The organism is Haemophilus sp. oral taxon 851 str. F0397 (assembly GCF_000242295.1).
Classification (GTDB): Bacteria; Pseudomonadota; Gammaproteobacteria; order Enterobacterales; family Pasteurellaceae; genus Haemophilus.
The window spans coordinates 135,233-150,491 of sequence record NZ_JH591067.1 but is presented as its reverse complement, the minus strand read 5'-3'; the positions used below and the strand labels follow the sequence as shown (position 1 = coordinate 150,491).

Sequence of the window (15,259 nt, the reverse complement as noted above, 5' to 3'; positions counted from 1 at the left end):
CAGATACTGACGCTGTAAATGTGGCTCAGTTGAAATCAACTGAACGCCATATTACACCGACCACATACACTTATAATGACGCAGATAAATCAGTTACACTGACTTATACCGATGGCAATGGAAATGTTGTAGCAAACACTGAAGCTAAAATTGATTTAAGCGGCTTAGCAAGCAAAATCAAAGATTACAGCTTTAAAACAAATGCAACAGGTTCAAACCTAGTGGAAACAGGAACAGAAACCACCGTTGCATCAGGCAAATCAGTCAACTTTGCTACAAGCGATAACTTGACTTTAAAACAAGACGTGAAAGATGGTAACGTGACTTACACTTACGGTCTGAAAAACCAAGTTGTTGTGGGAGAAAAAGGTACTCCTGGAGCTGATGGCAAACCGGGTAAAGACGGCATTGATGGCTCTATCGGCGTGAACGGTAAAGACGGTTCTGCAGTTGCAATCAATGGTAAAGACGGTTCTATCGGCTTAAATGGTGAAAATGGTAAAAACGGTTTAACCATTAAGGGTCAAGATGGCAATGTGGGCGTGGATGGTAAAGATGGTGAAACACGTCTAGTTTACGTTGAGAAAGCTGACCCAACTAAACCGGGAAGCACTGATAAAACTCATGAATTGGCAACTCTTGAGGATGGTATGAAATATGGGGGCGATATTGGCGAGGTTGCCAATGTCAAACTTAATAAACAAGTGGATGTAAAAGGTGGCGTTACGGATAAAACCAAGTTGTCTGACAACAATATTGGTGTAGTGTCAACACCTAATGCAACGACAGGCGGTACGGAATTAACCGTAAAACTGGCGAAAGAACTGAAAGGTTTAACTTCTGCTGAGTTTAAAGATGGCAATGATAAAACCAAAACAGAAATTACCCATAATGGCATCACCATTACCCCAGTAAATCCAGCGAATGGCAAAACGGCGGTTACTTTAACTGATGCAGGCTTAAACAACGGCGGCAACAAAATAACCAATGTTGCAGAGGGTGAAAATGATACTGATGCAGTAAATGTGAAACAGTTGAAAGACTTCAAAACTAAGGTTGCTGAAGGGGGATTAACTTTCGCAGGTAATAGCGGTACAGCTCATAAAGCGAAGTTAAACACAACTGTTAATATTAAAGGTGGTAAAGATAATACTGATGCTACACAATTTGACAATGGTAAAAATGTAATGACAACAGTAAATGACAATACTGTTACTGTTTCCATTAAGAAAACACCTGAAGTTGAGGGCATCAACATCACTGATACAACCGGTAATGTAAAAGTTAAATTAACTCAAACAAATGAAGGTTTAAAAGTATCTGATGGCAACAATAATGCAACACATATTACCAATGTTGCAGAGGGTGAAAAAGATACTGATGCAGTAAATGTGAAACAATTAAAAGCCGCGAAAACAGAAGTTGAAGCTGGTGAAAATATTGAGATCACATCTCGCACAGATGCAACAAATGGTCAAACTATCTATAAAGTGAGCGCAAAAGGTATTAATGATACTTCTGCAGCAGTTAAAGGTGGTTCTAATCACGTTGAAGTGACAAAAGCTGCTAATACGCATAAAGATGGTTCAACAACTGTTACTGACTATACCGTTGATCTTTCAGATAAAACGAAAGGTGATATTGGTAAAGGCGTTAAGGCATACGATAAAGTAACAAACGAAGGTTTAACCTTTAATGCAGATAAAGGTTCGACCGGTGTGAAAAAACTAGGTAGCAATGTGGCTGTTAATGGTGATGGTAAAAACATTACCACGACTGCAGATGAAAACGGTGTGAAAGTATCGATGAAAGATGATATTAAAGTAAACTCTGTCACAGCAAAAGAAGTGAAAGTGGGTGATGTTAATATCAACGAAAACGGTATCAACGCTGGTGGTAAACGTATTACAAATGTTGCTCCAGGTAAAGACGGCACTGATGCTGTGAATGTAAACCAATTGAAATATGTTGCAGGTAATATCAGCAATCAAATCAATAATGTTGATAAAGGCTTACGTGCAGGTATTGCTGGTGCTTTAGCATCAGGTGGTTTATATCATGTTACGACAGCAGGTAAATCTATGGTGTCTGTCGGTGCAGGTACATATCGTGGACAAAATGCGTTAGCGGTGGGTTACTCTCGCTTATCAGATAATGGTAAAGTTGGGGTTAAATTCACAGTAAACAGCAATTCACAAGGCCATGCAGGCGCAAGTGCAAGTGTTGGCTACCAATGGTAATTAACTTGTAAGTAAAATAAAACCCGACGAAAGTCGGGTTTTTTATTATCTAAACGCAGCTAAAAAAATAGCGCCCTATTGGCGCTACTCTGGTTATCAAAAAATTAATTATTAAATTCAGCACCTAAACAAGGGCGGATTTTATTTAACATTTCTTTTATTACGCGTGATGGTGCTGCGATAATATTGCCGCTGCGTAAGTATCCGTTACCAGCATCAAAATCACAGACTAAACCACCCGCTTCACGCACGATTAAATCGCCCGCTGCACAATCCCATGCTTTTAAGCCCATTTCAAAATAGCCATCAATACGATTTGACGCTACATAGCATAAATCCAATGCGGCAGAACCAGTGCGACGGAAATCCGCAGCATCTTCAATTAAGGCATTCATCATTGCAAATTGAGTTGGCATTAATTTTGGTTGTTTGAATGGGAAACCGGTCGCTAAAATTGAACCTTGAATTTCACGTTTACTATCTACACGCAAACGTACTTCGTTTAATTTTGCGCCTTCACCACGCACAGCGGTAAATAATTCATTACGGATTGGATCGTAAACAACCCCAACTTCAGTGCGATTTTTTACACGAATTGCGATAGACACGGCAAAATGAGGAAGGCCCGTCATAAAATTACGGGTACCATCTAGTGGATCAATCACCCATTGTACATCGCTATCTTTGCCTTCAAGCGCACCCGTTTCTTCGCTGATGATGGTGTGGTCAGGATAAGATTTACGAATAATTTCAATGATTTCTGCTTCTGCCGCTTTATCAACGTTTGTCACATAATCATTAATACCTTTTTGTGTGCTTTCGATAGCATCACGGCGTTCATAATTTTTAGCAATCACATTGCCCGCTTTTCGTGCCGCACGAATTGCGATATTTAACATTGGATTCATATTTCCACCAGATTTTAAAGAACAGAAAAATTCCGCGCCATTATAGCGAGATTTGCCAAAATAACCAGTTGAAAATTATAAAACAATGGTTTTTATAGGTTTTCAGGAAAAGTTTGCGATACAGATCGCAAAAATAGTATGAAGTAATTTTTCCACTGATTATTTGCCATTAAAGTGCGGTAGAAAATTGGAGAGTTTTATGCAGAAAGGTGTGACATTAGTGGAATTATTGATTGGATTAGCCATTATCAGCATTGCGCTGAGTTTTGCCGTGCCATTATGGCAAACAGACTCACCTAAAACGATTTTAGCCAAAGAGCAACATCGCCTATATTTATTTCTACGACAAATTCAGGCTCGGGCAGAAAATTCATCGGAAGTGTGGTTTTTACTTATCAATCGTAACCTTGCGACACAACAATGGTGCTTAACGGCACAAGTAAAAAATGATCAAACTTGCGATTGTTTAAACCCAACAAACTGTCCAAAAGAGGCCTATGCTCATTTTTACTATCCTTATTTTCCTAAAAAAACGATGATTCAAAGCCATTATCTTTATCCCAAAGAAATCACGAGGTTTTATGGTGCTCGTAATACGAGTGTCACTCGTTGCTTTATTCTACAAGCGGAAAATGAACGTACATTATTTTCATTTTTCAATGTTGGCAGCATTCGTTTGAAAACCAATCAAGCAGCTAGTGCATGCAATCAATCATGAAAACATTATTAAAAGGGCAAACCCTATTAGCACTAATGATTTCTCTGGCGTTATCGTCTTTATTATTGCTAAGCATTTCGCATTTTTATGTGCAAATACAAACGCAAAATCAACACATGTTATTGCGTTTAAAACTACAAGCAGAATTACAGCGAACATTACAGCTTATTGGTAAAGATCTTCGTCGATTAGGATTTAGAGCATTAAATACAAAAGGAACAGAAAGCAATTTATCTTTATTTGAATTAGATGAACAAGGCACTGCCATTTTCATTAGCCAAGAAGATAATGCCCCACTTAATAGCTGCGTGTTGTTCTTTTATGATTTAAATAAAAATGGATGTATTGGCAAAGATTCACCGAAAACCTGTATGAAAAATGGGAAAAATACATCCAAAAACAGTACAGAAGAATTATTCGGTTATAAAGTGAGTAACAAAATGATAAAAACCAAACTGACTTATCAAAGTGTTATTCCTACTAATTGCACAGCAGAAACTTGTAAACGCGCTTTTCAACAATCGGCTTGCAATGCTGGAGGCGGTTGGACAGATTTATTAGACAACAATGAATACGAAGTCACTACCCTACAATTTAATTGGTTAATCGAAGGAAAAGGATTAGAAATCAAGCTAAAAGGAAATTTAAAACAAACCCCAAACATCAGTTATGAAACATCCCTTGTCGTTTCGCTATGGAATCAAAAATAATGGAATCAAAAATAATGACAATACAAAAAGGCATTATTACGCTGACTATTCTGATTTTTATTTCAGGTTTATTAACCGTAATCTTATTGTTAGATGACAGTCATTTAAGTTTTTTTCGTTCTCAACAAAATCAACGAAAACACTATGTGGAAAGAACATTACAACTGCAAAACATGACAGAGGAGAAAAAACAAACTGCCTGCCTTGATTTATCGTTAAATAATCATGAAAGTGTAAAGCAAATCAGCATCACGCTTGAGGGTGCCAGCGATGCCATTCAATATTTTCTTTGGTGTGAAAGAATGAGCCTATTTAAAAAATCGCCCACAAAAGGAGATAATCAAGGTGCATTGAAAGATTTTATTCACACAGAAAGGCTCACAGATTTTCGACCGCGATTTTCTTCCCCGCCCAGAATTTTAAACGCGAATAAAACACCTAAACTTTATTGGTTTTCAGATTCTCAAGCGGAGGTTGAAATTAATGGCACTGTGTCTGCCGTATTAATTGCAGAGGGAGATTTAAAACTAACGGGCAAAGGGAGGATTAGTGGTGCGGTGATCACCAACGGGAATTTAACTTTAGATGGGGTAACGTTAGCCTATGGAAAACCTGTCGTAACAACCTTAGTACAACAATATAGCCAGTGGCAGTTGGCAGAAAAAAGTTGGAGTGATTTTAATGTTCCAGATGAATAAAGGCATGTCGCTCACTACCCTATTATTTTCCTTGGCTTTATTTAGCGTTTTATTTATTGCTTTCAATCAGTGGACGGCAAGCCAAAGAAAAAGTGCGGTGAAAACTTATCAAGATTTTCAGGCGATACAGATTGCGGAGAATCAAGCTCAACGCCAATTTTTAGGATTAGCTTGTGAACAATTAATACAACAAAATGGCTTAACTTTTCGCGTTCAATGTGGAAACGAACGTGTCATTGTGCATTATCCTATGGGTGAAATTTCGATAAAAACTAAGTAGAATGGCATTGTCTTTTTCTAGATTAAATCATCACAAAAGGTTGCCATTGTGTTCATTGTTTATTATTCCAATCAACTCGAAAAACAAAAAGAAATTCTTTCTTCCTTATTCAAATCGTTACCGCAGGAAGATCCTTTTCAGCAAGATATTATCTTGGTGCAAAGCCCGGGGATGGCGCAATGGCTGCAAATTGAATTAGCGAAAGAAACGGGTATTTCAGCGAACCTCAAATTTCCTATGCCAGCAAGTTTTATTTGGCAACTTTATGCTCAGAACTTACCTGCAACGGCATTGGAAAACCCTTTTGATAAAGATTCAATGACATGGCGTTTAATGCGATTAATCCCGACTTTTCTCGAGAAAGAAAGTTTTTCACCTTTACGCAATTATTTAGCGTCCTCGCCACATTCTGAACAATACAAACTTTATCAACTCAGCAGCAAAATTGCCGATTTATTTGACCAATATTTAGTTTATCGACCAGAATGGATTTTCGCCTGGGAAAAAGGCGAAGATAAACAAATCACCGCTCAAATACAAAAACAACAACCTAACCTCAACAATACGTTGTTTGAGCAAATTCAAGGCAATACAAAATGGCAAGGTGAGTTATGGCGTGCATTGCTCGTCGATGTTAAATCAGATGTTGGTGATGCCACCCATCGAGCGGCTTTGCATAATCAGTTCTTAGCCTTGCTTGCCGATAAAAAATCGTCGAAAAAATTACCTTCACGCATATTTATTTTTGGTATTCCTGCGCTTCCAACTGCTTATCTCAATATTTTGCAATCGATGTCATCAGAAGTGGATATTCATTTATTTTTTAATAATCCATGTCAAGAGTATTGGGGAGATATTAGCGATTTACGCCTTGATTATTTGCGTTCTCGCAAGCGCTATCAATTCAATAAACAAGATGAAAATCAACCGCTCTTTTCCGAAGATCAACTTTCTCAACTAGAAAACGCTCAGTTTGACGTCACTTATCAAAAAGAAAATCTGCAAGTAGGCAATCCATTACTGGCGGCTTGGGGAAAAATGGGGCGAGATTTTCTCTATACATTGGTGCGAGATGAAGAATATATTCCAACTTATCCCGTCAATGCCTATCAAGAAATTGAATCGAACAGTTTGCTTGGACAATTGCAATCTCAAATTCTGCATTTAGAAAATAAGCCGTTAAATATCGCAAAAAATGACCGCACTTTAATCCTACATGCTTGCCACAGTGCTATGCGGGAAGTGGAAGTATTGCACGATTATTTACTAGATTTATTCAATCAAGATCCTAACCTTACGCCAAAAGATGTGGTTGTTATGGTGGCAGATATAAACCAATACACGCCTTATATTCAGGCCGTTTTCGGGCAAAAAAATGGAAATGCCCCACAAATTCCATTTTCACTTTCAGATAATAAACTTTCAGAAAGCGATGTGCTGGTCTCAAGTTACTTAACTTTATTACGCTTAAAAGAAAGCAATTTTAGTGCAGAGGAGGTCTTAGCGTTGTTGGATATTCCTGCGATGCGAGAACGATTTAAGATTTCCCTTTCTGATTTGCCATTAGTGCGAGAATGGGTGGCGGATTCAGGGATTCGTTTCGGTTTGCAAAAAAATCAAGATGGCATCAATTTTAATTCTTGGCAGGCTGGATTAGAACGAATGATTTTAGGTTATGCGATGCGTGAAGAACACGGCATTTGGCAAGATAGTCTGGGCTTAAACAGCAGTTATGGCTTAAAGGGCGAGCTTGCTGGAAATTTATCTCACTTTTTCACCATACTTTCCGCGCTGCATGAAACGCTGCAACAAGCACATTCCATCGAAAAATGGCAAGAAATTTTAACCGCACTTTTATCAGATTTCTTCGTGCAAAACGAAGACACAAGTGACACGATTTTCTATATTCAAGAGAAAATTAATGAATTAGCTGAGCATCTAAAAGCGCTCCATTTTACTGAAGAATTACAAGCAGATGTGATTGCCGATGTCATCACAATGAAATTGGAAGATGCGCCAAATAGCCTCAAATTCCTTGCAGGAAAAGTAAACTTCTGCACCTTATTACCAATGCGTTCTGTGCCATTCAAAGTAGTTTGTTTACTTGGAATGAATGATGCGGATTACCCTAGAACACAAACACCAAACAGTTTCGATTTAATGCAATATCACCATCAAAAAGGCGATCGTGTTCGCCGTGATGATGATCGCTATTTGTTCTTAGAAGCCTTATTGGCAGCACGTGATTATTGCTATATCAGCTATGTAGGACGTTCCATCACAGATAATCAACCGAAAGAACCTTCTGTATTGGTAAGTCAACTCGTGGATTATATTAATCAAGGGCAAACCGAAAATACTCTTACGGTGATTGAGCATCCAATGACCGCATTTAGCCCAGATAATTTCAAATATAACGAGAAATTTACCCGCTCTTTTGCGACAAAATGGTTGCCAATCGCACAATTTGACGCGACTGCTAGCAATTCAGAATTTGCCGTCACGATGACAGAAAATCCAGAAAAAATCGAAGAAATTGAACTGGATCGTTTAGTCAGCTTTGTGGAAAATCCAGTGAAATTTTTCTTTGAAAAACAACTCGGTGTCTATTTCCGCGATGAAGATGATCGTATTGCCGATAGTGAAAACTTCACCTTAAGTGGATTAGATAATTACGCGCTCAATAATGACTTAATCTATCTTGATGAACAAAATTTTGCGGATTATTTTAGACAAGCGGAAGTAAAAGGCGTGTTACCTCGAGCCGAATTTGGAAAAGTTTATGCTGAAAATATTCGGAACAATGTTCTAGAATTTAAAAAGAAAATAGCAGATCTTGGCGAAGCCAAACATGCTTCCGTCGATTTCAATCTCTCCGTAGATTGGCGAAATGAAAATCAAGAGATTCGTCTATTTGGTTATATGGAGCCTTTATTTGGCAATGATTCACAGGTGATTCAGTGGCATTTTGCAAAATACAAAGATCGCTATTGCATCCGTCCTTGGATTTATTATTTGATCCAATGTGTCACACAAGAAAATGCGATACCACCAAAATTAATTACGCAAGATCAAGTTATCGAATTACCGCCTATTGAGCGTGAAACTGCTCTCGCTCAATTAAAAACTTACGTAAAAGATTATTTACAAAGCCAAATAGAAATTCAATTGGTGCCAACGATAAGAAATATTAATCATTTTATTGTGGACGATGAAAGTGCGGTAGATTTTGACAACATTTCTACAAAACTTCAGGAACTGGGCGAAGACAACTACGGCGCTCAAGCAGATCCATATTGGTCACGCATATTGGCGCAAACCTCAAGATTTGAACAAACTGAAAATATTGAAAAATTATTAAAACAAACAAAAGATTGGTTTGGCTTATTATTCGTATAAAAGAAGACAAGAAAAGCATAAAGCTAATCGTCAAAGAACCGATTTTTTGCTAAGATAACTGCCCTTTTTACGGAGAATTGTCTATGCGCTGTCCATTTTGTTTTACAGAAGAAACCAAGGTAATTGATAGCCGTTTGGTATCGGATGGCTATCAAGTTCGCCGCCGTCGTGAGTGCGGTCATTGTCATGAGCGTTTTACTACCTTTGAAACAGCCGAATTAATCGTACCAAAAATTATTAAAACTGACGGCACTCGAGAACCGTTCAATGAAGATAAATTACGCAGTGGTATTCAGCACGCCTTAGAAAAACGCCCTGTAAGTGCGGATGATGTTGAACAAGCAATTAACCACATAATTTTTCAATTACGCGCGACGGGTGAACGTGAAGTACCAAGTAAACTGGTTGGAAAACTCGCGATGAATGAGTTAAAAAAACTCGATAAAGTGGCTTATATTCGTTTTGCATCGGTCTATTTGAGTTTTGATAATATTAATCAATTCACCAAAGAAATTGAGAGCTTAAAGGATTAACCATGAGCGAATTTTCCGCACAAGATCACAAATTTATGCAACGTGCCTTGGATTTAGCCACCAAAGGCCAATATACCACCATGCCTAACCCATCGGTGGGATGCGTATTGGTAAAAAATGATGAAATTGTGGGGGAAGGCTTTCATTTTAAAGCGGGACAACCTCATGCTGAACGTGTTGCCTTAGCTCAAGCTGGTGAAAATGCCAAAGGCGCAACCGCTTACGTCACCTTAGAGCCCTGCTCTCATTATGGTCGCACACCGCCTTGTGCATTAGGATTAATCGAGGCTGGCGTAGTGAAAGTCATTGCTGCTATGCAAGATCCGAATCCTCAAGTCGCAGGAAAAGGTTTGAAAATGTTGTCTGAGGCTGGCATCGAAAGTGCGGTGAATTTATTGAACGATCAAGCGGAAAAAATAAATAAAGGCTTTTTAAAACGAATGCGTCAAGGTATGCCTTTTGTTCAACTCAAACTAGCGATGAGTTTAGATGGACGAACAGCAATGGCAAGTGGAGAAAGTAAATGGATTACGGGCCCAGATGCTCGTTCGGACGTACAAAAAATGCGTGCAAAATCATCCGCACTTTTATCTACTTCTGCGACAGTGCTTTCAGATGATCCAAGCCTGAACGTACGCTGGGATGAATTCCCTGAAAATCTTAAAACAGAATATAAAAAAGAAGATCTTCGCCAACCTGTGCGAGTCATTTTAGATTCACAACATCGCATTCAGCCGACTCATAAACTTTTTTTAACGCATTCTCCCGTTTGGTTAGTTTCTAATGAACCACGAGATTTAACAGGCTTTCCTGATTTCTGCGAACAAATTATTCTTCCAAAAGAAAATTTACTAAAAGAATTAATGCAAGAACTGGGAAAACGCCAAATAAATACCCTTTGGGTAGAAGCTGGAGCAAATTTATCAGGCAGTTTAATTGATGCGAAATTAGTGGATGAATTGATTATTTACATTGCTCCAAAATTACTTGGAGACAATGCTCGTGGTCTATGCCAATTACCGAATTTAACTCAACTTGCCGATGCACCATTATGGCAACTCAATGAATTAGAACAAATCGGTGACGATATAAAATTAACTTACACGCCGAAAGGAATCTAAATGCTTAAAAAACTTTTCCATTCCGCACTTTGGGGCTTGGCTGCTGCGGGCGTGATTTTGTTTGCAGTTCCAAGACTGAATAACAGCAATATCTTTACTTCAGACGATATTGTATCGTTCAAAAATGCGGTGCGTATTGCCTCACCTGCAGTAGTGAATGTTTATAATCGATCTTTTTCTTCTGCCAGCATTAATGATAATGATCAGTTACAAGTGAATAACTTAGGTTCTGGAGTGATTATGAGTAAAGATGGCTATATTCTGACGAATAAACACGTTATCCAAAATGCGGATCAAATTGTAGTAGCGTTGCAAAACGGAAATATTTTTGAGGCTAGTCTTGTTGGTTCGGATAATCTCACTGATCTCGCTGTTCTCAAAATTCGTGCAAATAATCTTTCAACCATTCCACAAAATTCAGATCGCCAAGCTCACGTTGGTGATGTGGTATTAGCAATCGGTAATCCCTACAACTTAGGGCAAAGCGTATCCCAAGGTATTATTAGCGCTGTGGGACGTAATGCCGTAGGTGATTCTGTTGGCAGACAAAACTTCATCCAAACCGATGCTTCAATTAACCGCGGCAATTCAGGTGGCGCATTAATTAATTCTGCAGGTGAATTGGTTGGAATCAGCACGCTAAGTATTGGTAAAACCGCCAATGAAATCGCCGAAGGACTAAATTTTGCCATTCCAATGGATATTGCAAATGATGTTTTACAAAAAATTATACGAGATGGACGTGTTATCCGAGGTTATTTTGGTGTGCAAAGTGACATCAGTTCAAGTAGTGAAGAAGGTATAGTCATCACTGGTGTAAGCCCGAATAGCCCCGCAGCAAAAGCTGGTATTCAATTAGGTGATGTCATTTTGAAATTAAATAATCAAGAAGGCATTTCAGCCCGAGAAATGATGCAAATTATCGCAAATACAAAACCTAATTCAAAAGTTCTCGTCACTATTCTACGATTAGGCAAAATTTTACAACTTCCTGTTGTCATTGAAGAATTTCCAGTAAATTAAAAATAGCGGTCTTTTCTGGCCGCTATTTTCATTCTCTTTTCCATTGAACAGCTATTCACTCTAGCTCATTTTCTGACATTTCGGGCAAAAGAAACTATTACGCTGCCCTATCACTAAACTTTCAATTTTTGTACCGCACTTCGGACAAGGTTTATCTTTATTGCCATATACCAGTAATTCTTGTGCAAAATATCCTGGGCGCCCATCTGGCTGTAGGAAATCTTTAAGGGTCGTTCCACCTTGAATAATGGCTTTTCTCAAAACATCTTTAATCGTGTTCACTAAGGAAATACATTGATTGCGGGTCAAATTTTTAGCGAGTTTAAGTGGATGAATACCACAAATAAACAAACTTTCATTCGCATAAATATTTCCAACGCCTACCACCACAGCGTTATCCATCAAGAAAGTTTTAAGTGCGGTTGATTTTTGACGAGATTTTTTGAATAAATATTCTGCATTAAATTCATCAGAAAGCGGTTCAGTCCCCAGCTTTAAGAAAAGATGAAAGTCATCTAAATTCTCCGTCCACAACCATGCACCGAAACGACGAGGATCGTTATAACGTAATAATTTACCATTATTCATCACAATATCAATATGATCATGTTTATCTATTGCACTATCCTGTGGCACAATTCTCACTGAACCAGACATGCCGAGATGCCCGATGATATAACCTTTTTCTGTGTGAATAATCAAATATTTTGCTCGACGAGTGAGATCGACAATTTTTACATTTTTTAGCGTTATCAATTCCTCTGATACGGCCCAGCGCAATTTAGGCTGGCGCACGACAATTTTCTCAATCGTAAAATTCTTAAGATAAGGGCTAATACCACGTAGTGCAGTTTCGACTTCGGGAAGTTCCGGCATGATTTGTTCCTTAATAAATCTGGGATACAAAAAAAACCCGAACAATGTCGGGCTTTTTCTAAATAAGCAAAATTATTTGATTTTTGCTTCTTTATAGATAACGTGTTTACGCACTACTGGATCAAATTTTTTGATTTCCATTTTTTCAGGCATATTACGTTTGTTTTTATCAGTTGTGTAGAAGTGACCGGTCTCTGCAGTAGAAACTAAACGGATTTTCTCACGAGCGCCTTTAGCTGCCATTTTTTAGCTCCTTAGATTTTTTCGCCACGAGCACGGATTTCAGCTAATACTGCATCAATGCCTTTTTTATCAATAATACGCATACCTTTCGCAGTTAAACGTAAGGTTACGAAACGGTTCTCACTTTCAACCCAGAAACGGTGAGTGTGAAGGTTTGGAAGAAAACGACGACGTGTCGCATTCAACGCGTGTGAGCGGTTGTTACCCACAGCTGGACGCTTGCCTGTTACTTGACAAACTCTAGACATAATAATCTCCAATAATTAAATATAAGCTCGAGCTTACGGTTCGGATTGTTTAAAGCCAGTTAAAACCAGCTTGCTACCTCGTCAGGTCGCGCTAATCCGACCCGCTTACTATATTAAAGGTCGCAAATTATACTGGCTTTGTTTTCATTTCTCAAGTGTAAATGCGATTTTCCTGAATGTAATCGGTAAAAAAATGGTCAACATTATAAAAATTTATAATAAAAAGTTCTCTGCAAAAGAATAGCAATCTGTTTTTCCGACAATTAAGTGATCAAGCACTCTGATTTCCATTAGTTCTGCTGACTCCTGAATTTTTTTAGTAATAAGCTGATCCGAATAACTCGGCTCCGTTATACCCGAAGGATGATTATGCGCCAAAATTAAAGCTGCCGCATTACAATAAAGTGCCTCTTTAATTATTTCCCGAGGATAAACCGCTGATACATTAATTGTACCTAAAAATAACCGCTCTTTTTTAATCAGACGATGTTGATTATCCAAAAATAAAACCATGAACACTTCTCTTTCCTCATGTTGCAATTCAGTGAGTAAAAAAAGTTTTACCGTTTCAGGATCATTAATAATCGGTGTACTTAACATCTCTTGCTTTAAATAACGCTTGGTCATTTCAGTAATCGCTTGCAGCTGAATAAATTGCGTAATGCCTAAGCCTTTCACTGAGCAGAAGGCTTTTTCATCTGCAGAAAGTAACGCATGCAAGGAACCAAAATGTGATAAGACATTTTTCGAAAGCTGAATTACTGGGCAGCCTTTTATGCCAGTTCGTAAAAAGATCGCCAGCAATTCATAATCAGCGAGCGTTTCTACACCAAATTTGAGCAATTTTTCGCGTGGCATTAAATCATCATTGTTTTCCATAAAATATTAAACGCAAAATAGAAAAAATTTTGACCGCTCTTTTCTTGTTTTACGAGTAACTTATGTAAAGTCTGCGATATGTATCGCAAAAATAGCATTGGGCATTCAATAAAATTAAAGTAAAATAACGGAATTGTGGCTAAGTACTAACAAAGGTTCAAACATGAAATTAAACGGAAAGCATATTGTAGTTGGCATAACTGGCGGAATTGCGGCCTATAAAACAATAGAGTTGATTCGTTTATTACGCAAAGCAGACGTTGAAGTACGTGTAGTATTAACTCCAGCTGCGGCAGAATTTGTTACTCCTTTAACGCTTCAAGCCATTTCAGGAAATGCTGTCGCACAATCTTTACTTGATCCACAAGCAGAGCTGGCGATGGGTCATATTGAACTTGCCAAATGGGCGGATGCAATCATTATTGCGCCAGCTAGTGCAGACTTTATTGCCCGTCTTACGGTAGGCATGGCGAATGATTTACTTTCAACAATTTGTCTTGCGACTAATGCACCAATTTTACTTGCCCCAGCAATGAATCAGCAGATGTATCGCCAATCCATTACGCAACAAAATTTAACAGCACTTCAAACGCGTGGAATTAAGCTTATTGGCCCGAATAGTGGTTTTCAGGCTTGCGGCGATATGGGGAAAGGGCGTATGTCAGAACCAGAGGAAATTTTTACCGCACTTTCTGACTTTTTCTATCAAAAACAAGATCTACAAGGATTAAATATCGCCATTACAGCAGGCCCAACGCGTGAGGCAATCGATCCTGTTCGTTATATTTCTAACCATAGTTCAGGCAAAATGGGATTTGCAATTGCTGAAGCATTTGCCGAACGTGGAGCGAACGTCACGCTGATTTCAGGGCCAGTAAATTTAACAACACCTAAAAATGTAAATCGAATTAATGTCATCTCAGCGCAAGAAATGTGGCAAGCCTCTCTTGAAAGTGCGGTGAAAAATCAGATTTTTATTGGCTGTGCGGCTGTTGCTGATTACAGAGTAGCTGAAGTTGCTGACCAAAAAATCAAAAAATCTGGGGATGAAATATCTATCAAGTTAATTAAAAATCCAGATATTATCTCAGATGTAGGACATTTAAAAACACATCGACCTTTTACTGTTGGATTTGCAGCTGAAACCCAAAATGTTGATGATTATGCAAAAGATAAACTTGAACGCAAAAATCTTGATATGATTTGTGCCAACGATGTATCTGGTGGACAAGTTTTTAACGCTGATGAAAATGCCTTACAGCTTTTCTGGAAAAATAGTCATAAAAAATTATCGCTAAAATCAAAAGTGGAACTTGCAGCTGATTTAGTTAATGAAATTATCGAACGCTATCAAAAAACCTTATAATTCCAACCGCACTTTTA

At 38.3% G+C, this 15,259-nt stretch carries 15 protein-coding genes; 10 read left to right on the top strand and 5 right to left on the bottom strand.

All coding sequences use genetic code 11. The features are described 5' to 3' along the window. Positions 1-2,240: YadA-like family protein (locus HMPREF9096_RS07180; protein WP_009499858.1), on the top strand; the 2,240-nt coding region annotated here is incomplete at its 5' end. Between the two features lie 104 nt (positions 2,241-2,344). Here the strand turns inward: HMPREF9096_RS07180 and suhB are convergent. Then, the gene (suhB, locus tag HMPREF9096_RS07185) at positions 2,345-3,148 is read right to left on the bottom strand and encodes an inositol-1-monophosphatase (protein ID WP_005633301.1); all 804 of its coding nucleotides are present in this window, start codon (positions 3,146-3,148) and stop codon (positions 2,345-2,347) included. A gap of 199 nt (positions 3,149-3,347) precedes the next feature. Between suhB and HMPREF9096_RS07190 the strand changes: the two genes are divergently transcribed. The 8 genes from HMPREF9096_RS07190 (at position 3,348) to degS (ending at position 11,630) form a co-directional block, all read left to right on the top strand. Further along, complete coding sequence (locus HMPREF9096_RS07190; protein WP_009499856.1) at positions 3,348-3,866, top strand: type II secretion system protein; 519 nt, start codon at positions 3,348-3,350, stop codon at positions 3,864-3,866. Next, on the top strand, positions 3,860-4,576 hold the full coding sequence (locus HMPREF9096_RS07195) for a type II secretion system protein J (RefSeq protein ID WP_032803254.1): 717 nt from the start codon (positions 3,860-3,862) through the stop codon (positions 4,574-4,576). Before HMPREF9096_RS07190 ends, HMPREF9096_RS07195 begins: the two co-directional genes overlap by 7 nt. A 14-nt stretch (positions 4,577-4,590) precedes the next feature. Continuing rightward, complete coding sequence (locus tag HMPREF9096_RS07200) at positions 4,591-5,274, top strand: DUF2572 family protein (RefSeq protein ID WP_032803253.1); 684 nt, start codon at positions 4,591-4,593, stop codon at positions 5,272-5,274. Next, complete coding sequence (locus tag HMPREF9096_RS07205; protein WP_009499852.1) at positions 5,267-5,554, top strand: DUF5374 domain-containing protein; 288 nt, start codon at positions 5,267-5,269, stop codon at positions 5,552-5,554. The genes HMPREF9096_RS07200 and HMPREF9096_RS07205 overlap by 8 nt, the downstream gene beginning before the upstream one ends. 48 nt (positions 5,555-5,602) lie before the next feature. Then, positions 5,603-8,953, top strand: a complete 3,351-nt coding sequence (gene recC, locus HMPREF9096_RS07210; protein WP_009499850.1) for an exodeoxyribonuclease V subunit gamma — start codon at positions 5,603-5,605, stop codon at positions 8,951-8,953. A gap of 83 nt (positions 8,954-9,036) precedes the next feature. Beyond that, complete coding sequence (gene nrdR, locus HMPREF9096_RS07215) at positions 9,037-9,486, top strand: transcriptional regulator NrdR (RefSeq protein WP_005627362.1); 450 nt, start codon at positions 9,037-9,039, stop codon at positions 9,484-9,486. A 2-nt stretch (positions 9,487-9,488) separates the two neighbouring features. Beyond that, positions 9,489-10,607, top strand: a complete 1,119-nt coding sequence (gene ribD, locus HMPREF9096_RS07220) for a bifunctional diaminohydroxyphosphoribosylaminopyrimidine deaminase/5-amino-6-(5-phosphoribosylamino)uracil reductase RibD (protein ID WP_009499847.1) — start codon at positions 9,489-9,491, stop codon at positions 10,605-10,607. Beyond that, positions 10,608-11,630, top strand: a complete 1,023-nt coding sequence (degS, locus tag HMPREF9096_RS07225) for an outer membrane-stress sensor serine endopeptidase DegS (RefSeq protein ID WP_009499846.1) — start codon at positions 10,608-10,610, stop codon at positions 11,628-11,630. It begins immediately after the preceding gene. Between the two features lie 60 nt (positions 11,631-11,690). Here degS and mutM read toward each other — a convergent pair whose 3' ends face one another. From mutM to radC, 4 genes are all read right to left on the bottom strand, one after another. Next, positions 11,691-12,506 (bottom strand): DNA-formamidopyrimidine glycosylase, encoded by an 816-nt coding sequence (gene mutM, locus HMPREF9096_RS07230; protein ID WP_009499845.1) that lies wholly within the window; start codon positions 12,504-12,506, stop codon positions 11,691-11,693. A gap of 72 nt (positions 12,507-12,578) precedes the next feature. Beyond that, positions 12,579-12,749, bottom strand: coding sequence for a 50S ribosomal protein L33 (rpmG, locus tag HMPREF9096_RS07235; RefSeq protein WP_005613503.1), 171 nt, complete (start codon positions 12,747-12,749; stop codon positions 12,579-12,581). 11 nt (positions 12,750-12,760) lie between these two features. After that, entirely contained in the window at positions 12,761-12,997 is a 237-nt protein-coding gene (rpmB, locus tag HMPREF9096_RS07240) for a 50S ribosomal protein L28 (protein WP_005599762.1), read from the bottom strand. A 213-nt stretch (positions 12,998-13,210) separates the two neighbouring features. After that, positions 13,211-13,876 (bottom strand): DNA repair protein RadC, encoded by a 666-nt coding sequence (gene radC / locus HMPREF9096_RS07245; RefSeq protein WP_005631435.1) that lies wholly within the window; start codon positions 13,874-13,876, stop codon positions 13,211-13,213. A gap of 163 nt (positions 13,877-14,039) precedes the next feature. Here radC and coaBC point away from each other — a divergent pair, with 163 nt between their 5' ends. Next, positions 14,040-15,242, top strand: a complete 1,203-nt coding sequence (gene coaBC, locus HMPREF9096_RS07250) for a bifunctional phosphopantothenoylcysteine decarboxylase/phosphopantothenate--cysteine ligase CoaBC (RefSeq protein WP_009499834.1) — start codon at positions 14,040-14,042, stop codon at positions 15,240-15,242. The last annotated feature ends 17 nt before the right edge of the window (positions 15,243-15,259 follow it).